At 60.3% G+C, this 23234-nt stretch carries 15 protein-coding genes; 8 read left to right on the top strand and 7 right to left on the bottom strand.

From position 1 onward, the window contains the following. Nucleotides 1-7: 7 nt before the first annotated feature. Nucleotides 8-796, top strand: a complete 789-nt coding sequence (locus FHT92_RS18015; RefSeq protein ID WP_183827861.1) for a glycosyltransferase family 2 protein — start codon at nt 8-10, stop codon at nt 794-796. 48 nt (nt 797-844) lie between these two features. Here FHT92_RS18015 and FHT92_RS18010 read toward each other — a convergent pair whose 3' ends face one another. The 3 genes from FHT92_RS18010 to msrA all read right to left on the bottom strand — a co-directional run bounded on the left by FHT92_RS18010 (nt 845) and on the right by msrA (nt 3251). After that, nucleotides 845-1660 (bottom strand): hypothetical protein, encoded by an 816-nt coding sequence (locus tag FHT92_RS18010; RefSeq protein ID WP_183827858.1) that lies wholly within the window; start codon nt 1658-1660, stop codon nt 845-847. A 215-nt stretch (nt 1661-1875) separates the two neighbouring features. Next, a complete protein-coding gene (locus FHT92_RS18005) occupies nt 1876-2316 on the bottom strand; it encodes a response regulator (protein ID WP_183827855.1) in 441 nt (146 codons plus the stop codon). 224 nt (nt 2317-2540) lie between these two features. After that, entirely contained in the window at nt 2541-3251 is a 711-nt protein-coding gene (gene msrA / locus FHT92_RS18000; protein ID WP_183827852.1) for a peptide-methionine (S)-S-oxide reductase MsrA, read from the bottom strand. Nucleotides 3252-3451: 200 nt separating this feature from the next. On the opposite strand from msrA, the gene FHT92_RS17995 reads away from it, so the two are divergent. The 5 genes from FHT92_RS17995 (at nt 3452) to cueR (ending at nt 16747) form a co-directional block, all read left to right on the top strand. Beyond that, complete coding sequence (locus FHT92_RS17995; RefSeq protein WP_183827849.1) at nt 3452-8932, top strand: alpha-2-macroglobulin family protein; 5481 nt, start codon at nt 3452-3454, stop codon at nt 8930-8932. Continuing rightward, complete coding sequence (gene pbpC, locus FHT92_RS17990; protein WP_183827845.1) at nt 8929-11010, top strand: penicillin-binding protein 1C; 2082 nt, start codon at nt 8929-8931, stop codon at nt 11008-11010. Before FHT92_RS17995 ends, pbpC begins: the two co-directional genes overlap by 4 nt. Before the next feature lie 59 nt (nt 11011-11069). Next, the gene (treY, locus tag FHT92_RS17985; protein ID WP_183827841.1) at nt 11070-13679 is read left to right on the top strand and encodes a malto-oligosyltrehalose synthase; all 2610 of its coding nucleotides are present in this window, start codon (nt 11070-11072) and stop codon (nt 13677-13679) included. A 109-nt stretch (nt 13680-13788) separates the two neighbouring features. Beyond that, nucleotides 13789-16344 carry a heavy metal translocating P-type ATPase gene (locus FHT92_RS17980; RefSeq protein WP_183827838.1) on the top strand — a complete coding sequence of 852 codons (2556 nt, stop codon included), beginning with the start codon at nt 13789-13791 and terminating at the stop codon, nt 16342-16344. A gap of 10 nt (nt 16345-16354) precedes the next feature. After that, nucleotides 16355-16747 carry a Cu(I)-responsive transcriptional regulator gene (cueR, locus tag FHT92_RS17975; RefSeq protein ID WP_183827835.1) on the top strand — a complete coding sequence of 131 codons (393 nt, stop codon included), beginning with the start codon at nt 16355-16357 and terminating at the stop codon, nt 16745-16747. Between the two features lie 63 nt (nt 16748-16810). Here cueR and FHT92_RS17970 read toward each other — a convergent pair whose 3' ends face one another. Both FHT92_RS17970 and FHT92_RS17965 read right to left on the bottom strand, forming a co-directional pair. Then, nucleotides 16811-17104, bottom strand: coding sequence for a hypothetical protein (locus tag FHT92_RS17970; protein WP_183827832.1), 294 nt, complete (start codon nt 17102-17104; stop codon nt 16811-16813). A 287-nt stretch (nt 17105-17391) separates the two neighbouring features. Beyond that, nucleotides 17392-17721 carry a helix-turn-helix domain-containing protein gene (locus tag FHT92_RS17965; protein ID WP_183827829.1) on the bottom strand — a complete coding sequence of 110 codons (330 nt, stop codon included), beginning with the start codon at nt 17719-17721 and terminating at the stop codon, nt 17392-17394. Nucleotides 17722-17799: 78 nt separating this feature from the next. On the opposite strand from FHT92_RS17965, the gene FHT92_RS17960 reads away from it, so the two are divergent. Next, entirely contained in the window at nt 17800-18690 is an 891-nt protein-coding gene (locus FHT92_RS17960; RefSeq protein WP_183827826.1) for a LysR family transcriptional regulator, read from the top strand. A gap of 94 nt (nt 18691-18784) precedes the next feature. Here FHT92_RS17960 and traA read toward each other — a convergent pair whose 3' ends face one another. Then, nucleotides 18785-22093: a Ti-type conjugative transfer relaxase TraA gene (gene traA, locus FHT92_RS17955; protein WP_183827823.1), complete on the bottom strand. Its 3309-nt coding sequence runs from the start codon at nt 22091-22093 to the stop codon at nt 18785-18787. On the opposite strand from traA, the gene FHT92_RS17950 reads away from it, so the two are divergent. Continuing rightward, the gene (locus tag FHT92_RS17950) at nt 22087-22383 is read left to right on the top strand and encodes a hypothetical protein (protein WP_183827820.1); all 297 of its coding nucleotides are present in this window, start codon (nt 22087-22089) and stop codon (nt 22381-22383) included. The genes traA and FHT92_RS17950 overlap by 7 nt on opposite strands. Nucleotides 22384-22423: 40 nt before the next feature. Here the strand turns inward: FHT92_RS17950 and FHT92_RS17945 are convergent, their stop codons facing one another. Next, nucleotides 22424-22894 (bottom strand): DUF992 domain-containing protein, encoded by a 471-nt coding sequence (locus FHT92_RS17945; protein ID WP_183747658.1) that lies wholly within the window; start codon nt 22892-22894, stop codon nt 22424-22426. Nucleotides 22895-23234: the final 340 nt, after the last annotated feature.

Genomic DNA, 23234 nt, shown 5'->3' with positions numbered 1-23234 from the left:
AACGCTTATGAATGAGCCGAAGATTTCCGTCATTACGGTCGTATTCAACAATGAAGACACGATTGCCGACACCATCGAGTCTGTTGCAATCCAGGATTACCCCAATCTGGAATACATCGTGATAGACGGCCTCTCAAAGGACCGGACGCTTGATAGGATCAAAGAACGCAAGGAGATCATCACCAAACTGATATCCGAAGAAGACGCCGGCATCTACGATGCGATGAATAAAGGTATCGCATTGGCGACAGGCGATATCATCGGCTTTATCAACGGGGATGACTTCTACCTGCCTGGCACGTTGGCCAAGGTAGCCAGGACATTCGAAAACGACCCACAGCTTGAAGCGTGTTATGGCGACCTCTGCTACGTCAAGCAAAACGATCCTAAAACTGTGGTACGCCACTGGCGGTCGTCACCTTTCGTGCCGAACGCTTTCGAAAAAGGATGGGCCCCTCCTCATCCGACTTTCTTCGTTCGCCGCGATGTTTATCAGCGATTTGGTTCATTCGATCTCGACTACCGCATTGCGGCCGATGTCGAGTTGATGATGCGGTTCCTTGAGCGCCATCGAATCAGCTCGCAGTACTTGCCTGGGGTTATGGTCAAAATGCGGATGGGTGGAACGACCAATCGCAGCCTTGCAAATATAGTGAACCAGAATAAGGAAATCCTTCGGGCGCTTCGCAGCCATAGTCTGAATGCACGACTTTTCGGTTTCTTGAGTAAAAAACTCCTCTCGCGGGGTGTGCAATTCGTGCGCGGAAAATTTCACACTTCGACCACCGAAGGCTGAACAGTGCCCAGACAATACGGCTTCGGTCAGTTTGTGACACGCGGAGATTCAGGCTTGCTTTATGCGTCGTCGTGAATTGTAGATGGTCTTTGCAATCGCCAAAAAGGCGCCAACAATAAAGCCCCCGACCAGTCCAATTAGGATTCGCTTCAGCCGATTTGAGGCAACAGAAGGCGGCGACGCATAGACCGGAGACAAAAGTTTCGCCGGCTCATCTAACTGCAGCCGCGAATTGAGGTCGATAATTTTCGTGCGAAGAGAATTGGAATCGTCGCGCGTGGCTAAATAAATCACCTTTTGCCAATCTGATCCCTGGGAGGACTCCATGACCTTCAGGTTATCTGCGAGTTGTTTCTCGCTAGCTGCAATCTCCGCCTTTAGGCTGGCCTGGCTTTGGGCGACCAGGTTCGATTGCTGTTCTTGAATCTGCTGTACGACTGCCGTCACGCAACGCTCCGCGAGTCCCGCGCTTGATGCAGTGGACGATATCGAGATAACGTCATCGGGGGCTGAGGGGGCGGTGATTTTAATGCTTCGCGCCAGTTGCTCGTGTGTGGCAATGCCTTTCTCGGAACAGCTGGAAGCAAGGCCCAAGTCAAAGGCACCTGGCGAACGCATCCGAAACATAAACCGATCTCGCGATTCTGCTGGGACAACGACGACGGAACCATCAGGACCGGGCCTGCTTATCTTTGCGAGAGCGAGTTGCGCAGACGCCTCAACAACCGATGCCGCTTCGCTGCCAAGAATAGTTCCACCGATGATGCCGACACCCGCACATGCACCAAATATGAGAGCATTTTTCCTGAGGAAGGAAGCCAAAACGAAGAGATTTATTTCCTCATCAAACCGCTTATCGGACATGGTCGCTCCCGACGTTCACAAACCGAAACCCGAACGAAGTGTGACTTGTTCGAAGCTCGTCATGACCCGCTTCAAGCGTATCCTCACCGTTAAGTCAATGTTCAAAACCTCCCGTCGCGGTACTGGTATAGCTCGTCCTGAACATCGTGCAAAACGAGAATTCAACGCCAAACAGTACAGTCCTAACTGTCGTTGTTAGGTCAACTTAGGCAGAGCTAGGCAAACACCATCATCGGCGGCGGCACCACCGCCAGGATGCCGGCGCGGCGGGCTGCCACGTATTTTAGGAGCTGTTCGACCACCCTTGGCATGACAGGTTTTTGCACCACGCCGAGCGCGCCGCGAACACCATCCGCGACCACTTCCGGATTGGCAGTCATGAAGACCACGGAAATACCATGATCTTCCGCTAGCTTTTGGCCGATCTCCGGGCCGGTCGCACCATCGGAGAGGTTGACGTCGACGAAGGCGATATTGGCGAGCGGTGCGAGCCGGAGGGCAGCCTCGCGATCTGCTGCAAGGCCTGCCACATGCACGCCCATCTCCTCGATCGTCATTTCGAGATCAAGCGCGATCAGCGGCTCGTCTTCGACAATCAGCACTCGCTGTTTCATGAGATGTTCCCGTTGCCAGCTACGCACTACATTTGTGGCCATGACAGATCCCCTTTACGCTTTACTTCAGGAGACTCCGCTTCGTTGAAGAATCATTGCTTCGACGAGGCTCGCAGCTTTAACGGGCGATGCGACGATATGTTCCGGCATGAAACGAGATATTTCTGAATTAAGTTTTTGTTAACATTGATAAATTCTAAACATGTGGCTTTATCATCAAGAAGGCGGCTGGCTTAGCCGCCTTCCAAACGGGTCTTGGCGACGTCTCAGCCCTTGGCCTTCAAAACCAGAACCGGATCCTTGTTGTAGTCGGCCGGGAAGATTTCTTTCAGGTTCTCGATCTTAGGCAGGTCGTTGTAGACGATATAGGGATAGGTCGGGTTCAGCGTCAGGAAATCCTGGTGATACTGCTCGGCCGGGTAAAAGCCGGTATAATCCGTCACCTTAGTGACGATCGGCTGTTTGAAGATATGCGCCTTGTCGAGCTCGGCGATATAGGCTTCGGCGACCCTGCGCTGGTCCGGGTCGGAGATGAACAGTGCCGACCGGTACTGGGTGCCTCGGTCCGGTCCCTGGAAATTGAGCTGCGTCGGGTTGTGGGCGACCGAGAAGAAGATCTGCAGGAGCCTGCCGTAGCTGACCTGCCTCGGATTGAAGGTCACTTTGACGGATTCGGCGTGGCCGGTCGTGCCGGTGCTAACGGTCTCGTACTGGGCCGTTGCGGCTTCACCGCCAGCGTAGCCGGAAACGGCGCTTTTGACGCCCTTCACATGCTGAAAGACGCCTTGGACGCCCCAGAAGCAGCCGCCGGCGAAGACGGCCGTCTCCGTGCCGGACTTGCCGGTCTCATCGATGGTCGGCGCCGGGATGACGACGGCATCTTCCGCCGCGCGGCCGGCGATTGCACCGAGACCCAGCGATAGGAACACGCTCCCCAATAATACAGCAAGGGTCTTGGCTGACGTGGATATGGGCATGGGGGCTACCTCCGGGGAATAATGGCGAGATCCTTGCCGATCGACAAAAAAGCCGCAAATCACAAGCTGTTCACTCACGCCGATGTGACGATTATACGAAAGCAAATGTGCGAAACCGGAACAGGCGTGAAGGTGAGTTGACAATTCCATGGGGAGTGAGGAGAGTGCCGCCGGTTCAGAGCCAGCATCCGGGGGGACCAATGTCTGCGCGCTCGTTCTTCGCTTCTTTCGTCATCGCCGTATCCATGATTTTCGCAGGCCCGTCGGCTTTTGCCGCCGACGCCAAGCGGGACATTGTCACTGTCAAGGATGCCGATTATTTCGGCTTCGACCTGCGCACCGAGCAGAACCTCTCGCTCGATCAGTGCAAGGCCGCCTGTATCGGCGACAAGAGCTGCAAGGCCTTCACCTATAATCCCAGGGTGAAGTGGTGTTTCCTCAAATCCGATTTCAAGACGATGAACGCCGCTCCCGGCGCGATTGCCGGCAGGATCGTCGAAACGACAGCCACCGCCGCGCCGAAAGAACCGGATATCGGCGCTGCCCCCCGTCTGTCCTTCCTGTCCGACGACCTCGTCCAGCAGGCCCGTAATTTCCGCAACGATCTGGCGCTCGCCGACGACCAGCAGGCCCAAGGTGTCGACAGCCTTACGGCAAGCGCGCGCCTGGATCTCACCGGCGGCAATCTTTCCGATGCGCTGAAGGCCTTCCATGGTGCCCTGTCGATCACGCCCGATGACGGCGACCTCTGGATCGAGACGGCGCGTGCCGCGACATCGCTCGGCGCGCCTGACAGCGGCGTCTTCGGTCAGGCGGTGATCGACGCGCTGAACGGCTACCAGCTGACGCGCAGCACCAACAAGCGTGCCGACGCTCTGGCCGTGCTTGCCAAGGCCTTGGAAAAGAATGCCAACTATCGCGATGCCCTGAATGCCTACAAGGCAAGCCTTGCGCTCGTCGGCGCCAAGGACGTGCAGGCGGACTACCTGCAGCTCAAGCAGACACAGGGCTTCCGTATCACCGAACATACGGTCGATGCCGATAGCGCCACACCGCGCGCCTGCGTCACCTTCTCCGAGGCGCTGGTCAAGACGGTCGACTATGCACCCTTCGTGACGCTGAACGGCACTGCACCCAAGGCGCTGGAAGCCAAGGACAAGCAGATCTGCGTCGAAGGCCTGACCCACGGCGAGACCTACAAGATCGGCTTCCGCACCGGCCTGCCCTCCTCGGTCGACGAAGTCCTGGAAGCGCCTGTTGCGATCGACGTCTATATCAAGGACCGCAGCCAGATGGTGCGCTTTACCGGTGACAGTTTCGTGCTGCCGTCGACGGCGCGCCGCGGCATTCCGATCGTTTCCGTTAACATGGCGTCTGCCAATCTGAAGCTCTATCGTATCGGCGATCGCGGCATTGCACCGCTCCTGACCGGATCGCAATTCCTGACGCAACTCGACGGCTACAGCGCCCAGAATATCGAGGACCAGAGCGGCGAGCTCGTCTGGCAGGGATCGATCGAGATCGCCAACGAGCTCAACAAGGATGTCGTAACCTCCTTCCCGGTCGACGAGGCGCTGCCCGAGCGCAAGCCCGGCATCTATGTGATGGTTGCAACACCGCCGACCGGTCCGGTACAGGAGTGGGATTCGCAGGCCACGCAATGGTTTCTGGTTTCCGATATCGGCATCACCACCTATGCCGGCACTGACGGGCTCAACGTCTTTGCCCGCTCGCTTGCCTCCGCCAAGCCGATGGCCGGCGTCGAATTGCAGTTACTTGCAAAGAACAATGAGATCCTTGGCACGGCCACGACCGACCAGAACGGCCGCGCTACCTTCACGGCCGGTCTGATGCGTGGCACCGCCGCACTCACGCCTGCCGTTATCAGCGCCAAAAACGGCACGTCCGACTATGTCTTCCTCGACATGACGCGGGCGGGCTTCGATCTTTCCGACCGTGGTGTGACTGGACGCACCGCGCCGGGCGCCATCGACGTATTGCCCTGGACCGAGCGCGGCATCTACCGTGCCGGGGAGACAGTGCATGCGGCGGCCCTCGCCCGCGATACAGACGGTAACGCTATCGAGACCCTGCCGCTCACCTTCATCTTCTCGCGACCGGATGGCGTGGAAGACCGGCGCATCGTCAGCCAGACGAGCAATCTCGGCGGCTATCAGGTGGACCTGCAGACCCAGGAAAACGCAATGCGCGGCACCTGGACGATGAACGTCTACACCGATCCGAAGGGATCGGCGATTGCCACCAAGACCTTCCTCGTCGACGATTTCGTGCCTGACCGGACCGACATGGAGATCAAGACCGACTCCAAGGAGATCGGGACGGATACGGCAGCCACGATCACTATTTCCGGCAAATATCTCTACGGCGCCCCGGCCGCCGGCCTGACGATCGAGGGCGACGTCGTCGTCAAGCCGACGCGCACGAATGCTGCCTATCCCGGATACCAATTCGGGCTTGCCGACGAGGAGGCGAGCGAGGATTCGCGCCAGCCGATCGACGGGCTGCCGGAGCTCGACGAGAATGGCGAGGCCTCCACTGATCTGACGATCGGCGAGCTGCCGGCCACGACCCAGCTTTTGAATGCCACGGTTTATCTGCGTATGCAGGAGCCGGGCGGCCGCGCCATCGAGCGTTCGCTTGACATCCCGGTCAAGACCGACGCGACCGCAATCGGCATCAAGCCGGAATTCGACGGCGACCTACCGGAGAATGCGCTGGCGAACTTCACAGTGATCGGCCTCGACACACAAGGCCAGAAGCAGGAGATGAAGGGCCTGCGCTGGAAATTCTACAAGCTGCGCCGCGATTACCAATGGTATCGCGAAGGCACAGCCTGGAAATACGAGCCCACCTACACGCCGGAAGAAGTCGCCTCCGACTCGGTGGATGCGACGGCTGAAAATGGCGGCAAGATCCAGGCGCCCGTCGAATGGGGCCGCTATCGGCTCGAGGTGGAAAGTGCCGATGCCGACGGGCCGACCTCAAGCGTCGAATTCGATGCCGGCTGGTTCGTCGCCTCGACCTCGACGGAAACGCCCGATGGCCTGGAGATCGCCCTCGACAAAGACGGCTATAAGGTCGGCGAGACGGCCAAGCTGAAGGTGACATCGCGTTATGGCGGCGAGCTGATGATCACGGCCGGCACGGAAAAGCTGGTTGCCGTGCAAAACGCCACGATCGGCGAGACGGGCGGCGAGGTCGATATTCCCGTCACCGCGGACTGGGGTGCGGGCGCCTATGTGACTGCCACCCTCTTCCGGCCGGGCGATTCGCTCGACACCCATATGCCGGCACGCTCGATCGGCATCAAATGGCTGAAGGTCGATCCCGCCGAGCGCGCGCTGCAGGTCAAGATCGATACGCCGGAAAAGATGCTGCCGCGCGGACCGCTCGATATCGGCCTGCAGGTCGCCGGCGCCGGCGCCAATGAGGAGGCCTATATTACCGTTGCCGCCGTCGACGTCGGCATCCTCAATCTGACCCGCTACGAGCCGCCGAACCCCGAGGACTGGTATTTCGGGCAGCGCCAGCTCGGCCTCGAAATCCGCGATCTCTACGGCCGGCTGATAGACGGCTCTCTGGGTGCGACCGGCAAGCTGCGCACCGGCGGCGATGGCGGTGCTATCGCGCTGCAGGCAAGCCCGCCGACGCAAAAGCTCGTCGCCTTCTTCTCCGGTCCGGTCAGGCTTGATGCCGAAGGCAAGGCGAAGGTCAGTTTCGATATCCCCCAGTTCAACGGAACGGCGCGTGTCATGGCAGTCGCCTGGACGAAGACCGGTGTCGGCCATAGCGCCAGAGACGTCATCATCCGCGATCCCGTTGTCGTCACCGCAAGCCTGCCGAAATTCCTCGCACCTGGGGACAAGGCCAATCTCAGGCTCGACATCGCCAATACCGACGCGCCGGCCGGTGACTACAAGCTGACGCTGATCGGTAACGAGGCGCTCCGCATCGACGGGCCGGCCGAGCAGACGCTGAAGCTTCAAGGCGGCGCCAAGTCCGACCTGACGCTGACGCTCGTCGGCGGGGAGCCGGGCGACGGCAGCGTGGCCATCAACCTGTCGAATGGTCAGGGCCTGTCCCTCGACCAGGTGGTCGATGTGCCGGTGCGGCCATCCTCACTGCCGGTCACCGAACGGCGCGTCATTGCGCTCGCACCCGGCAAGAGCCTGACGATCGATAAGAACCTTTTGGCCGACAGCGTGCTTCCGGGTGCGTCGGTCGCCGTCAACGTCACGCGCTCGGCCGCCTTCGACATTCCGGCACTGCTGATGACGCTCGATCGATATCCCTTCGGCTGCGCTGAACAGACGACGAGCCGCGCGCTGCCGCTGCTCTATCTGGCCGAGGTCGCCAAGCAGGCCGGTATGGATGAAACCGATGACGACATCCACAAGCGCGTGCAGGATGCCATTTACAAACTACTCTCCTATCAGGCCTATGCCGGAAGCTTCGGTCTCTGGGGACCGGATTCCGGCGATCTTTGGCTCGATTCCTACGTCACTGACTTCCTGACGCGGGCACGCGAGCAAAAGTATGACGTGCCGGATCGCGCCCTGGTGCAGGCGCTGGAAAACCTCCAGAACTCGCTCTCCTACACGACGGATGTGAAGGGCAAGGGCGACGAGATCGCCTATGCCCTCTACGTGCTTGCCCGCAACAAGAAGGCAGCCGTCAGCGACCTGCGCTACTATGCCGACACGATGATCAACGACTTCCCGACACCGCTTGCCAAGGCCCATATCGCCGCAGCACTTGCACTCTACGGTGACGCGACCCGTTCGAAGAACATCTTCGTCGATGCGCTGCAGATGTCGAAACAGTCGATGGTGACGCGAGTGAACTTCTCACGCACCGATTACGGCTCGGTGCTGCGTGATGGTGCGGCTATCCTGGCGCTCGCGGCAGAAAGCCGTCCGGTTCCGCCCGTCATTCCGGACCTTGCCAAGGCAGTCGCGCGGGAATGGGATCGCAGCAAATATACAAGCACCCAGGAACAGGCCTGGATGCTTTTGGCAGCGCGCGCCCTGCAGAACGGCGACGACGACCTGAAGATCAACGTCAACGGGGCTGCGCGGACCGGCGCCTACATGGCGAAGATGACGGGTGACGCGCTGATCGACCATCCGCTGACGCTGACGAGTGCCACGAGCGACACGGTTTCGGCCGTCGTTACCACGGTCGCCGCCCCCGTCAAGCCGCTTCCTGCGGGCGGGAACGGCTTTTCGATCGAGCGGAGCTATTACACGCTCGATGGCGAGGAGGCGAATGTCAGCGAGGCGCAGCAGAACGAGCGCTATGTCGTGGTTCTGCATGTGACCGAGCAGAACGACTGGGCCTCGCGCATCGTCATCACCGATCTCCTGCCGGCCGGCTTCGAAATCGACAATCCGAGCCTCGTCGACAGCGCCCAGATGACCAATTTCGACTGGGTCGGAGAGATGTCCGCCGCCCATACGGAATTCCGCTACGACCGCTTCGTCGCCGCCTTCAACCGTGACGAAAATTCAGCGCGGGACTTCAACGTCGCCTATGTCGTGCGCGCCGTCACCCCCGGCGTCTATGACCATCCGGCAGCAACCGTCGAGGACATGTACCGTCCCGATCTGTCGGCCCGTACTGCGACTGGCAAGATGGAGGTCGTTGCGGCTCAACAATGAGGCGGTGGCAGAAATTTGCGATCGGAGCTGCGGCCGGCATCGTCATTGCCGGCGCAGGCCTCTTTGCGCTCGATGCCGCAGATAGAACCTTTCCGCCTCCGCTTGAGCAGGCAGAAGCCGTCTCGCCGGAAGTACTCGATGCGGACGGGCAATTGCTGCGCGCCTTTGCGACACCCGAAGGGCGCTGGCGGTTGAAGACCGACGTCTCCGACGTCGATCCGCAATTCGTCCGCATGCTGGTCGCCTATGAGGATCAGCGTTTCTACGAGCATTCTGGCATCGATGTCTGGGCGCTCGGACGCGCCGCACTGCAATTCGTCAGCAACGGCCGCATCGTGTCCGGCGCCTCGACGCTCTCCATGCAAGCGGCAAGGCTGATCGAGCCGCGCGAGAACCGGTCGTTTTCGGCAAAACTGCTGCAGATCGCCCGCGCCGTACAGATCGAGCGACGGCTCTCGAAGGCAGAAATCCTCAATCTCTATCTCACCCATGCGCCCTATGGCGGCAATCTCGAAGGCGTGCGCGCCGCAAGCCTTGCCTATTTCGGCAAGGAGCCAAAGCGGCTGACGGTGGCCGAAGCAGCACTTCTGGTCGCGCTGCCGCAATTGCCCGAAAAGCGTCGCCCGGACCGGAATCTGAAAGCGGCAGAGGCGGCGCGCAAGCGAGTGCTCGACCGGATTGCCGTCGCCGAGGTTGTCGGCGATGGCGAGGCCGAGCGCGCCGAAGGTGTCGCCATTCCCGCCCGCAGGTTGCAGCTTCCAGCCCTCGCCGCCCATGTCGCGGAAGCCGCCTTACGCAAGGATCCGAAAGCGATCCAGCACCAGACGACGCTGAAGAAGCAGGTCCAGACCGGCCTCGAATCCGTCGCGCGCGCCGCGACGATGAAGCTCGGACCAAAACTGTCGCTCGCCATGGTGATGGCGGATGCCGGCACCGGCGAAATCGTCGGTGAGGTCGGTTCGGCTGATTATTTCGATGCCAGCCGCTCGGGCTGGATCGACATGACGCGCATCACCAGATCGCCTGGCTCGACGCTTAAACCCTTCATCTATGGTCTTGCCTTCGAGCAGGGGCTCGTCAGCCAGGAGACTATCATCGAGGACCGGCCGGCCGATTTCTTCGGCTACCGGCCGCGCAATTTCGACATGAGCTACCAGGGCGACGTGACTGTACGCGAGGCGTTGCAGCTCTCCCTCAACGTGCCGGCGGTCAAGCTGCTCGATGCGGTTGGTCCCTCGCGGCTGATGGTGCGGTTCCGCCGCGCCGAGGTCCACCCGATCTTGCCGGCCAACGAGACCCCGGGTCTGGCGATCGGCCTCGGTGGCGTCGGCATCACGCTGAAAGATCTGGTGCAGCTCTATACGGCGCTTGCCAACCGCGGCCAGCCGGTCAGGATCGGCGATGGTGTGACGAACATGCCCGGCAAGATCGACGGCGAGCCGTTGCTGGAGCCGGTCGCCGTCTGGAATGTCGCCGACATACTGTCGGGCGTCATACCGCCGGCCGGCGCGCCGCAGCGCGGCATCGCCTATAAGACCGGCACGAGCTATGGCTATCGCGATGCCTGGTCGGTCGGTTATGACGGACGCTACGTGCTCGGTGTGTGGGTCGGGCGACCCGATAACAGCGCCGTACCCGGTTTGACGGGTTATGGCACGGCCGCACCTATCCTCTTCGAGGCGCTTGCGAAATCCGGCATCGCCACGACACCGCTGCCGCGACCGCCGGCGGGAGCCGTGCGCATCGCTCAGACCGATCTGCCGATCAGCCAACGGCGTTTTGCCGTCAATGCCAACGGGCTGCTCGTCGCCTCCGGCCGCGAGCCATCACCGCAGATTGTCTATCCGCCGGAGGGCGCCCATGTCGATCTTGGCGCCAAGGCGGGCGATCTGTCGCCCCTGATGCTCAAACTGCAGGGTGGCCGCGCGCCTTTCCGCTGGCTTGCCAATGGCAAGCCGCTGCCCGATCTTTCCCGCCGGCGCACGCAAAGCTGGATGCCCGACGGGGGCGGCTATTCCAAGCTGACGGTGATCGATTCCATGGGCCGGGCAGCAAGTGTGGGCGTCTTCGTCGACTGACGGGAACAAAAGCGCCTCACAACCGTTGGAAGATGTCCCCTCCAGACGGCAAGTGACCCATGACCGTTCCCTCCGCGACCTACCGGGTCCAGTTCCGCAATGGCATGACCTTCGACCGCGCCTGCGGACTGGTGTCCTATATGAAGTCGCTTGGCATCAGCCATCTCTACGCCTCTCCAATCTTTTCTGCCACGGCGGGATCGACCCATGGTTACGACGTGACCGACGCCAACGAGATCGATCCGGCGCTTGGCGGCAGGGCGGGCTTTGATCGTCTGACGGCAGCGCTGTCGCAGGCAGGCATGGGCCTGATCCTCGATATCGTCCCGAACCACATGGCCGCCTCGCTCGAAAATGCCTGGTGGCGAAGCGCCCTCGAGTTCGGGGAACAAAGCCCGTTTGCACGCTATTTCGATATCGACTGGCGCGAACAGCTGACGCTGCCGCAGCTTGGCAAAAGCTTCGACGCGTGCCTTGCCGATGGCGAGCTTAAAATTGCAATCGACGAGACCCACGGCAACCTCGCGATCGGCTACTACGACACGCTTTTCCCGCTGAGCATGCAAAGCTACCCCCTGTTGGCCGAGCAACTGGACGATCCGATGCTGATCGGCATGGCCGAGTTTGCCGGCTCCTCTGGCGGCAGCGACCTGCATCGTGGCTTGCGCGATATGATCTTCGAGGCCGGCGACGTCTCCCGTCTGAAGGACAGGTTGTCCACCCTCTCCGAGGATCATGCGTTCATGATGCGTCTCCATGCAGCGCAGCACTGGCAGCTGCAGCCCTGGCAGGAGGCAGCCCGACATCTGAGCTATCGCCGGTTCTTCGAAGTGACGGGACTGGTCGGCCTCAGGGTCGAGGATCCGAACGTTTTCGAGGCGACCCATCAGCTGGTGCTCGATCTGGTGCGGCAGGGCCAGGTGCAGGGCCTGCGCCTCGATCATATCGACGGACTGGCCGAACCAGGGCCCTATCTGCGACGGTTGCGAGAGGCTGTCGGAACCGAGACCTACATCGTCGTCGAAAAGATCCTCGGCGCCGGAGAGGAGCTGCCGACCGATTGGCCGGTGCAGGGGACGACCGGCTATGAGTTCATTACCGGCCTCAGCGATCTTTTCGTCGATAAAGAGGGTTTGCAAAAGCTCGACGATGCCTATCGCAATCTTGCCGGCGACAACGGTGATTTTACACAAGGGCGCCGTGCGGCCAAGCGACTGATGGTCGAGCAGAACTTCGCCGGCGAGGTATCCCGTTTGACAAAAATTGCCAGTGGCATCTTTTCTGAGTTGACGGCCGAGGAAATCACCGAGGCGATCCAGGAGCTGCTGATTGCCTTTTCCGTCTACCGCACCTACGGCACCGACGGCCCGCTCGATGCGAGCGACGCCGACCGTCTCAAAATGGCCGCTGTGGCAGCGGCCAGCCATCTGGACCACGCGCAGCCGCTCGAAAGTATCCGGACCGTTCTTGACGGCGGGGTGGCAAGCGAGGCAGCCCGCGAATTGCGTCTTCGCTTCCAGCAGCTCTCAGGCCCTATCATGGCCAAGGCGATGGAGGATACGCTCTTCTATCGCTTCAACCGGCTGCTGGCGCTCAACGAGGTCGGCGGCGAGCCGGATCGTTTGTCGGGCGGCGTCGAAGCGTTTCACCACTTCATGCAAGCGCGCGCGCGCTCGCAGCCTTCGGGTCTTTCCACAACATCGACGCATGACACAAAGCGCGGCGAGGACGCCCGTGCCAGGCTCTATGCCTTGAGCGAGGGCGCCGGGGTCTTTGCCGACGCCGTGGAACAGTGGCAAAGACTGAATGAAAGCCACCGCGTGGATTTGTCGGATGGTCCAGCCCCCGAGCCCAATCTCGAATGGATGCTCTATCAGGCACTTGCCGGCGCCTGGCCTGAAGATTTCGACCGCCGCCATGCGGAAGCGCTGCGCGAGCGTTTCACCGCCTATACGCAAAAGGCCGTTCGCGAGGCCAAGCTTCGCACAGACTGGACCTCATCCGATAGCGCTTACGAAGACGCCGTTTGCGCCTATGCGGCAGCACTGGTCTCGGTCGACAACGACGCATTCACCGAGGATTTTGCTCGTGTCCTGCAGCCCTTCGTTGAGGCCGGCTACGTCAACAGCCTGTCGCAGACGCTGATCAAACTGACGGCGCCCGGTGTTCCCGACATCTATCAGGGAGCAGAAGGTTTCGATTTCAGTTTCGTCGATCCCGATAACAGGCGTCTGCCGGACTTCGAGACGTTGAGCGGCTGGCTTGGCGAAGGCGGCGCGCTCGCGCGGCTGCAGGCAGAGGCGCTCAAACAACGCGTCATCCAGCTTGGCCTGCGCCTGCGGATGGAGCAGGGCCGGCTTTTTGCCGAAGGCGATTATCTGCCGCTTGCCGTCGACGGCATCAGGAGTGACCATGTCGTCGCCTTTGCCCGCCTGCATCACGACAACTTCTCGATAACTGTCGTGCCTCGGCTGATGTTCGGCTGGCTCGACCCCGGCGTGCTCTTTGCCGGACCGGAATTCTGGGGGGATACGGTCATTGTCGTGCCCGCTCCCCTTCACGGCCTCAAGGCCGATCTCCTGACCGGCAAGATGCTGGAGCCTGGAACGAATATCTCGCTTGCGGCGCTTCTCGGAGACCAGCCGGCGGCACTGATCGTACCCGTCTGAGGGCAACCGGAAAAATCTGCACCGACGAACAAAAACCTGTTGACCTTCCAGTTGCTGGAAGGTTCATAAAGCCGTCCGGATGCCAGAAAGGCATGAAAGGCGCAGCTTTATGGATAACAAGCACGATCATCATCATCACGACCACGATCATCGTCGGCATGGTCACGCCCCCCACCGCCACGCCGTCGGCACGCAGTGCGGTTGCGGCCACGACGACAAGGCTGCAGACGTGGTGGTGCGCGACGCCGTCTGCGGCATGACGGTCGATCCGAACGCCGGAAAACCTTCTCTCGATTATCACGGTCACACCTATCACTTCTGCAGCGAGGGCTGCCGCAAGAAATTCGAGGCGGCACCGCAGGATTATTTGACCGCCAAGGATCCGGTCTGCGGCATGGCTGTCGACCGCTCGAGCGCGAAACATTTCCTGAAGCACGAGGGCGAAAAATTCTACTTCTGCTCGGCCGGCTGCAAGGCGAAGTTCGAGGCCGATCCCGAAACCTATCGCCAAGGAAAGAAGCCTGCGGCAGCCGCCATGCCGAAGGGCACACTTTACACCTGTCCGATGCACCCCGAGGTCGTCAGCGACCGTCCCGGCGACTGCCCGAAATGCGGCATGGCCTTGGAGCCGATGGGCATTCCGCCTGAAGATGAAGGTCCCAATCCGGAACTTGTCGATTTCACCCGCAGGCTTTGGATCAGTGTCATTCTGGCAATCCCGCTTCTCGTCCTCACCATGGGTCCGATGCTCGACCTCTCGTTGCCGCGTGAAGCGCTCGGCGAACCGATCGCGAGCTATGTCGAGCTGCTTCTGGCAACACCGGTCGTGCTCTGGGCAGCGCTTCCCTTCTTCCGCCGGGCCCTCGCATCGTTCGTCAACCGCAGCCCGAACATGTGGACGCTGATCGGCCTCGGCGTCGGCACGGCCTATCTCTACAGCGTCGTTGCGACACTCGCACCTGAGCTCTTTCCGCATAGTTTTCGCGGTCACGGCGGCTCCGTCCCTGTCTATTTCGAGGCAGCCGCTGTCATCGTGGCGCTCGTTTTCGTCGGACAGGTGCTGGAATTGAAGGCGCGCGAACGTACGGGCTCGGCGATCCGCGCCCTGCTCGACCTTGCGCCGAAAACCGCACGCCGCATCGATGCCGACGGCCGCGAGAGCGACGTGCCCGTCGACGAGATTGCGACCGGCGACCGGTTGCGTGTGCGCCCCGGCGAACGCGTGCCTGTCGATGGTTCGGTCACCGAGGGGCAATCGACCGTCGATGAATCGATGATCACGGGCGAACCGCTTCCGGTTGAAAAGGCAAAGGGCGACGCACTGACCGGCGGCACGATGAACAAGAACGGCTCGCTGATCATGACTGCGGAAAAGGTCGGCGCCGATACGACACTCTCGCGCATCGTCGACATGGTGGCGAAGGCGCAGCGTTCGCGCGCACCGATCCAGGGCGCGGTCGACCGTGTTTCGGCGATCTTCGTTCCGGCCGTCGTCGCCGCCGCCGTCGCAGCCTTCCTCGTCTGGTCCTTTGTCGGGCCGGAGCCGCGGCTCGCCAATGCGTTGCTTGCCGCCGTCGCTGTTCTGATCATTGCCTGCCCTTGCGCGCTCGGCCTTGCAACGCCGATGTCGATCATGATCGCGACCGGGCGCGGCGCGCAGGAAGGCGTTCTGATCAAGGATGCGGAAGCGCTCGAGCGTTTTTCCAAGGTCGATACGTTGATCGTCGACAAGACCGGCACGCTGACCGAAGGAAAGCCCAGGCTGACCGATGTGGCGCCGGCATCAGATGTTGACGAAGCGCATCTGTTGGCCCTTGCCGCAAGCCTTGAACGGGGCTCCGAACACCCGCTCGCCGAGGCAATCGTCTCGCGCGCGGAAGAGCGCGGCCTTGCCTTGACCGCCGTGACAGGTTTCGAGGCGAAGACGGGCAAAGGCGTGCAGGGCATGGTCGGCAGCACGTCTGTGGCGCTCGGCAACGCCGCCATGCTCGCCGATCTCGGCATCGATCGATCGCCCCTATCCGATAAGGCCGAGGCGCTGCGTGGGGACGGCAAGACCGTCATGTTCGTCACCCTCGACGCCAAGCTGGCAGGCCTCGTTGCCGTTGCGGATCGCATCAAGCCGACAACGGCAGCCGCCATCAAGGCGCTGCACGACAGCGGCCTGAAGATCATCATGGCGACCGGCGACAATGAACGCACGGCGCGCGCGGTCGCAAAAAGCCTTGGAATCGATGAGGTGCGCGCCGACGTCCTTCCCGAGGACAAGAAGGCGCTCGTCGATGAACTCCGGGCCAAAGGCGCTTTCATTGCCATGGCCGGTGACGGCGTCAATGATGCGCCTGCACTTGCAGCCGCCGATGTCGGCATCGCCATGGGCACGGGCGCCGATGTTGCGATGGAAAGTGCGGGCATTACATTGGTGAAGGGCGATCTCAACGGCATTGTCCGCGCAAGGCGGCTCGCCGAGGCGACAATGCGCAACATCCGCCAGAACCTCGCTTTTGCCTTTGGCTACAATGCGCTCGGCATCCCGGTGGCCGCTGGCCTGCTCTACCCGGTCTTCGGCCTGCTGCTCTCGCCGATGATTGCGGCGGCCGCCATGAGCCTCTCGTCCGTCTCCGTCATCGGCAATGCACTGCGGCTGAAGGTGGAAAAACTGTAAGGAACAGGTGATGAATATAGGTGAAGCTTCAGAACGGTCCGGCCTGCCGTCAAAGACCATCCGCTACTACGAGGATATTGGCCTGATCCGCCCCGACCGGGGCGGAAACGGCTACCGTGATTATGCGGCCTCCGACGTCCACAAGCTGCGCTTCCTGCAGCGCTCACGCGGGCTCGGCTTCTCGGTGGAAGAATGCCGTCAGCTGCTGGCACTCTACGAAGACAAGAACCGAGAAAGCGCCGACGTCAAGGGGATCGCCGAAGCGAAACTTTCCGAAATCGATCGCAAGATCCGTGAACTAACGGAACTGCGGCGCACGCTCGAGCATCTCGTTCATGCCTGCCACGGCAATGATCGCCCCGACTGCCCGATTCTCGAAGAGCTTTCCGATAGCGGCACCTGAAGAGATCGTGCCCTTTCGAGGTCCCCGCCAATCCTCGTGCCCGCGATATCAAGAACCCCGCGGCTAGTGCTTTCTGGCCGCCTCGGAGAACGTCTCCGGCACCACGGCCTCCTCGTCATGTTCATCTTCCGTGGTTGTGTCATCCAGCCGGTACTTAATGGCCAGCGCATAGATGACATCGAGGATATTGCGATCCTTTAGATGCGGATCGCTGAGCGCCAGCAGAGAGGCACGAACGATCTTCCTGCTGGACGCCTTCGGGCAGCGCCTGCGGACGAAATCATAGAGCGCAACACCCACCAGGCCTTCCATGGCGCCGTCCACGAGAGCCTCGTAGACCCGCTTCTTCTCTTTCATCTTCTATGTTCCCCGCAAATCAGCAGGCTCATAGTCTGTCTTGCAATTGTCATAAACAACCGCCGGACACGTTATGTCGATAACAGCAGCCGAGAAAAAGCGACGATCCTGCGCGTACGCCCTTCCTGCGGGCCATAGGACGACAGCGTAGGTATCGTTGGAGGCCATGAAGGGACGACGCTACCTTATGCCGCTTTGCGTGTACCTGGGCAGCTGCAACAAATTCAAGCGATCCTATCGAGTAGGCCATCCAACTGCGAGAACGGTGGGAGATTATTTAGAGCGAGCTATGCACGCGAAGCGGCCAAGGCATCAACCATAATAGCCAGGCGTTTTAGATCGTCCTCATCAAGCGCTTGAGCGGCGGATAGGATCCGGTCCTGGAGCTTGCGTTTGGCACTTTTTTGCGATTTTTCGAGGTTAGATGAAAGCAATTCGTCGAGAGGCGTTACTAGTACCGACGAAATTTTTACAAGCGTAGCGAGATCCGGCTCTCTTCTTCCCGATATGTAGTTGCCATATCTACGTTCGGTCAAACCAACGCGTCTAGCGACCTCGGCATTTGAAATACCGAGCTGTTCAGCCCGTCGTTTGAGATTCGAAGAGAAGGTCTCCATGACCACATTTTGTTCATGACAGAGACCACGGGTCCATGTACAATACGTTGTGTTTTTGACCGACAAAACGTGGTGCATATGGAACTACGCCAGCTATCCTACTTCGTTGCGGTGGCCGAGGAGCTGCATTTCGGCAGAGCCGCAGCCAAGGTGAGCATCACCCAGCCTGGCCTCTCGGACGCGATCCTGGCATTGGAGAAGGAACTCGGCGTGCAGCTCTTCATCCGCTCGACGAGACGGGTGGAACTGACGCGGGCAGGGGCAGCCTATTACGAGCGGGCGGTGAGGATCCTCAGCGAGATCGATCTCTCCACCGAGATCGCCCGCTCGGTTGGCGGGAGGTCGGCGCGCAGGATTGCGATCGGCACCGTCTATCCCGCCACGATCGGCGTGCTGCCGTCCTTCCTGTCACGCATTGGCCGCAAGTATCCCGATATCCGCATGCATATCGAAAGCGGCACCACCGATGACATCATCCGCCATATCGAGGCAGGCCGCATCAATCTCGGCTTCATCAGGCCGGTGGAGAATATCGGCTCGTTGCGCTTCTTCTCGATTGCCCATGAACGCTACCTGCTGGCGGTCGCCAAACAGAGCCCGCTGTCATTGAAGAGCGAGATCGATCTGGAGGATCTGAGAAGCGAAAAGATCATCTCGTTTTCCCGTCAGAACCTCTCCTACAGCGAGCGCTATTTCGCGGAAAAGTTCGAGGAGCATGATCTCACCGACAATGTCACCTATACCTGTGACGACACCTTCTCGCTGGTGTCGCTGGTCTCTGCCGGTCTTGGCATCGGCTTCGTGCCGGAATGGACGCAGGATCTGCCGAACCGCGGTTTTGAGCTGAAGAAGGTGAGGGGCGTCGATTTCAAGATCGGCCTCGGTGTCGCCTGGAACCGCGAGGATCCGACCGCCGGCCGTGATGACATCATCGATATCGCACGGTCATTGGCGCGGCCGGGACGATAAAATAACGGTCAATCACTATGGTGATGGTCGAAGTTTCAGTTGAGTCCACTAAGATGGCCATGAACTGGCTTTACAAACTGCACCCAGTGATACGCTATTTCAGGGATAGCCCTTGGCTCTTCGTCTGCCGCATTGCCTCCGCCTGCTTGAGTGCCACGACAGTACGCTCATGCGCAGACAGTTGTTGGACGGTCCGCATCGAGGCCCAAGCGGCCGTAATCTCCAGCTTTTGCGCATTACTCATTCCGGCGGTTAAGATCTTGAATGTTTCGCCGTCAGCATCCTTCGCCGCTATTCCGAGAAAGGTACGCTCTCCGAACCGTTGAGAAACGGCACGTGCGAACCCTTCGAGTTCTGCCTTTACGGCTCTGTCCGCAAGCACATATTCCAATGCGGCGGAGCGATCGTTTCGATTGATCGCGTCGCGAACGCGCTCAAGAACAGCCCTGGCATTCGGCGACAGATCTGGGATTTCAACCGACAATTTCTTGCGTTGTGCGTACTCTGCCATCTCGGCCTTTCGCGCCGTTTCAACGCGCATCTTCACAAAGCGCTCCAGAGAGTGAGCCAGGGCGGGAACATTGAGAAGAGCGGTTTGCCGATCACGCTTGTCGCTCTTACTGGCCAACAAGCCCGTCTTGCCTCTGAGAGCGCCATATAGTTCCGCGGCGTTCGCGATATTCGATATGGTATTCCCAGCCACGCGCGCGTCCTGGACCATCGCGTCGATATTGACCAACTTGAGTGCACCCTCCGGCTGCGCATAGACGAGACGAAACCGAAACGAAACATCCTCCCACTCCGTCTGAAGGCCGGGATCGGCCCTGAGCCTGGCCTCTATGGCTTGTGCCATCGACTGTGGGAAGATCGTTATACCGGATACCATCGGCTTTGCTGCTGTGTCTGCCCTAACGAGGTGAGCCGTCGATTCGGTTCTTGCGACACCAAGCCTTGCACCGATGGAGGACAGACGAGTTGCGAGGCTCATGAGCGTCTGCTTCTGCCTGACCATCCAATCGAGCCGATGGTGAAGGAGCGATCTTGCGACCCGAACGAGGTGCAGACCACGGCTTTCGGCAAAACGAAGCGCCTGCCGGTAGAAGGGGCCTCCGTCGTAGTCGAGCGTCGTCTCCTTCGCGTTCATGCGCGACAGGATGGCCTCTAATCCGCCGACTTTTTCGAACGAACGACGGCCATAATAGAGGCTGAGATCCTCGCGATGGCGCGTCATCGCCACATAGGTCAGATGCCGATCGAGCGAGAGCGAGGCGAGCAGTTTGACCTGATCGACAGTGGCACCCTGGCTCTTATGAATGGTCGTGGCGTAGCCATGGTCGATATGTCCATAGATGCGCTGCTCCACGACGACCTGTCGGAGATCGGCCCCCACACCAAACCTGGCGACGATGCGCCCGGCCGAGACCTCTACCACCTTGCCCAACATGCCGTTTTTAACACCGAGCGCGCTGTCGTTCTTCAGAAAGACGATCTGGTCGCCGGCGGAGAAATTTCGTTTGCCGTCCGCCGTCTCGAACGGCAGACCATCGGCGACGATGCCGCGTCCGATCAAGGCGGCGCGCGCCTTTTCGTTCAGGGCGCGGACGTCGCGACGCAGATGCGTCAGAATGAGCGACGTCTTGTCCGGATCGTAGTCTCGCGACCAGTCCGATATCAGTCTGGCGACGGCTTGCGCCTTCAACTCAGAGCCTATGATTTTGTCATTGGCGCGATAAGCATCGAGGGCCCTACCGATATTGCCGCGAGCAAGGGCGAGCGAGGCGTCGCGCATCCATTGCTCTTTCTGGCGGTAGATCGTATCGAGTTCGGCATAGCCGATGCGGTCGGTGATCGCCCGGAAGGCGGCACCCGCCTCGATCGGCTGGAGCTGCTCGGGATCGCCAATAAGCACGAGTTTCGCGCCGGCTCTGGTTGCCGCTTCCACGAAAAACGCCATTTGCCTTGACGATACCATGCCGGCCTCGTCGAGAACCAAAACCGTCTTGTCATCAAGTTGATCGCGCCCTTGGCTCCAGCGCCGTTCCCAGGAAGAGAGGGTGCGGGAGCCGATGCCGGCCTCTTTCTCCAGTCCCTCCGCCGCCTTGCCGGCGAGCGCACCCCCTATGACACGGTAACCGGCTGCTTCCCACGCCTCGCGGGCGGCTTTCATCATGGTCGTCTTGCCGGCGCCGGCGCGCCCGATCACCGCGGCGATCCGTTCATTCCCGGCAATATGCTCGAGCGCCGTCCTCTGCTCGTCTGACAGCAGCGCGTGCCGCGAAAAAGTCGCCTCCAGAACTTTTTCCATGACGCCGTGCGACGTGCGCTGCGACAACCAGATCGCTCTGCTTGCCATCTCCGCTTCCAGCCGGATCATCTCGCGCGTGGTGTATTTGGCCGAAGTACGCAGCCCCGTCCCAAGGTCAATTCGTTCCTGGTCGAGTCTGACAATATTCGCGCTCTGCTCAATCCGCACCATTAGACTTCGGAACAGGCGATCGTCGTCGATGTAGCGATGCAGCACCTTGGCGACATCATGTTCATCAAAGACGCTTTTTTCTCGAGTGATCAGGTCAAGCACGAGTTCGGGACGGCGCCGGATGCGACTTGCGTTCTCAGCGCGCAGCTCTTCTTGCAACTCGACCCGATCGAGCGAAACGGGCTGACCTGATATAGCGGCTATTCTTTCAATCGCTTTGGTGCGAACGCCGAGATGGATGGTTGGTACCAACTCAATTCCCTGCGTTTCGAAGGAACGGCCATCGGCCCGGATGTCGAGCCCGGCAAGAGCGAGATGACGGTTCTGCTCGGAAAACCAACCGTCTCGGAAAGTATTGAACTCCTCAACGCCGCCTGCCCAGCGCTCGTAGACGATTTTGCCCGCACCGTAGCGGAGCGGTTGACCGTCATCTCCGAGGACTGGAACCAAAATTGGGCCAAAGCCGTCTTCCGTCAGCGGCCGCAGCGTTATCATCAGATGCACATGCGGATTGCCGGGCGCGTTATGATACACCCAATCTGCCACCATGCCCCTCGACGTGACGTAAGTCGCCACGAAATCGCGCATCAGTGCGATGTTCTGCGCCGCCGAGAGCTCGATTGGCAAACCGATTGTAATCTCCTTTGCGAGCTGCCCATTTGCTCGCTTCGAGGAGGATTCAACATCGTTCCAGAAGGCCTCAGACGCGCCAGAGACCGACCGACCGGCAATCATCGACCGCAGCCACTGCGGCGCATCTGGCGGGATAGCAAATTCCTCGTGCAGGAGGTCCTTCTTACGGGAATAATCGACAATTCGCGCTTCTCGTTCGAATTCCATCCGCGTACGATGGCAATAGGCTGCCAAATGCAACGCGCTGCGGCCCGAACCGCGCGCGACAATTCTGACCGAGAAATGCGATGCCACAGCGCAAGCTCCTCGCGAAATCGATGGTTTCGTCGAAGGCGGAAGCACAATTGCGGCTTACGAAGTCGATCTCTTGCGCGCCCCATGCTCCGCCCCTTGAGAACGGCCAGGATCATGCGCAAAGCTTTTGGGTGCGCCAACTCGCACATTTGCTAGTAGATCAGCGCCAAGGCTTGCGCCTTTCATCAGTTCGAAAGCAGGAGCCGCATGAAAGGCACAAGGATCGTCCATGGGTGCCAAGCGTCAGATTGGCCAAGGTGAAGGACGATTTGATTTATCAGCATATCTGAGGTCGCTTTTGCCCAGCGGCAAAAACCAACCCGATTGCAGTTATTCTGCCAGCTGCAGCTTCAAAGACGTAACCCCAACGGCGAGATTGACGCCGACATCGCCTTCAAGCGAAACCGGCTGCAGCGAAATGGTCTTGCTCGTTCCGCCGACCAGCACATTGGCACCGCCGCCGATGCCGACGCTGGCATCGGCCGTCAGACCGGCATAATTACCCGCCAGGCCGGCAACCGGTTGACGCGTGGCGTTAAAGACGAGCCAGACCATCCGGCCTTTTTCGACGGTACCGACGTCGAGCCCGAAATCGGTGATCGTGCCGACGTAATGCTGGCTGGCGTCGCCGGCAGCGCTCGGGGTGAAGGTGCAGTCGACGTCCTGCTTGGAGCCGACGATGACACCAATGCCCTTGGAAACGTCGCAATCCAGCTTGCCGACATCGGCCTGGGCGGCGTTTGCGACGACAGGGGCGGCCAGCATGCCGGCTGCGATGAGGGAAAAAACAGTGATTTTCATGACAGGTCCTATTCGGGTTGAAGATCGCTATCGGCGGCGCAGCCCAGTTGGGAGGAGCCGGATTCCGCCTGATGTCGTCGGCGAGGGCTCGCCGATCGAGGAAAAGAATAGGGATGCAGCCCGACGGGATAAAATCACCTGCTGGTTTAGTCGGGCCAATACGTAAGTTTAGTTCCGCGGGCTTCGCAATCAGCGTATCTTCCTCTCCATCGCCTGGGGCCTCCTCCTGACAGGCGATAAAAGTCTCGGTTACGGCTTCCCGGTGTCCCTCCCCTCCGCCGGAAGCCGCGGATTGATCCGCATCTGGCCGCCTTCCGGATTTCGGAGGCGGCCTTTTTTT

This window comes from Rhizobium sp. BK377, assembly GCF_014193935.1.
In the GTDB taxonomy this organism is placed as follows: Bacteria; Pseudomonadota; Alphaproteobacteria; order Rhizobiales; family Rhizobiaceae; genus Rhizobium.
The sequence above is the reverse complement of the archived record's forward strand: the minus strand, read 5'-3'. Positions and strand labels throughout refer to the sequence as shown.

Bases quoted from the DNA above. Each gene is read 5' to 3' on its own strand.
- FHT92_RS17950 (WP_183827820.1), top strand. From the start codon at position 22,087: ATGCCACAGCGCAAGCTCCTCGCGAAATCGATGGTTTCGTCGAAGGCG.
- FHT92_RS18010 (WP_183827858.1), bottom strand. From the start codon at position 1,660: ATGTCCGATAAGCGGTTTGATGAGGAAATAAATCTCTTCGTTTTGGCT.
- FHT92_RS17960 (WP_183827826.1), top strand. From the start codon at position 17,800: ATGGAACTACGCCAGCTATCCTACTTCGTTGCGGTGGCCGAGGAGCTG.
- cueR (WP_183827835.1), top strand. From the start codon at position 16,355: ATGAATATAGGTGAAGCTTCAGAACGGTCCGGCCTGCCGTCAAAGACC.
- FHT92_RS18015 (WP_183827861.1), top strand. From the start codon at position 8: ATGAATGAGCCGAAGATTTCCGTCATTACGGTCGTATTCAACAATGAA.
- FHT92_RS17970 (WP_183827832.1), bottom strand. From the start codon at position 17,104: ATGAAAGAGAAGAAGCGGGTCTACGAGGCTCTCGTGGACGGCGCCATG.
- FHT92_RS17945 (WP_183747658.1), bottom strand. From the start codon at position 22,894: ATGAAAATCACTGTTTTTTCCCTCATCGCAGCCGGCATGCTGGCCGCC.
- treY (WP_183827841.1), top strand. From the start codon at position 11,070: ATGACCGTTCCCTCCGCGACCTACCGGGTCCAGTTCCGCAATGGCATG.
- FHT92_RS17980 (WP_183827838.1), top strand. From the start codon at position 13,789: ATGGATAACAAGCACGATCATCATCATCACGACCACGATCATCGTCGG.
- FHT92_RS17995 (WP_183827849.1), top strand. From the start codon at position 3,452: ATGTCTGCGCGCTCGTTCTTCGCTTCTTTCGTCATCGCCGTATCCATG.
- pbpC (WP_183827845.1), top strand. From the start codon at position 8,929: ATGAGGCGGTGGCAGAAATTTGCGATCGGAGCTGCGGCCGGCATCGTC.
- FHT92_RS18005 (WP_183827855.1), bottom strand. From the start codon at position 2,316: ATGGCCACAAATGTAGTGCGTAGCTGGCAACGGGAACATCTCATGAAA.
- msrA (WP_183827852.1), bottom strand. From the start codon at position 3,251: ATGCCCATATCCACGTCAGCCAAGACCCTTGCTGTATTATTGGGGAGC.
- FHT92_RS17965 (WP_183827829.1), bottom strand. From the start codon at position 17,721: ATGGAGACCTTCTCTTCGAATCTCAAACGACGGGCTGAACAGCTCGGT.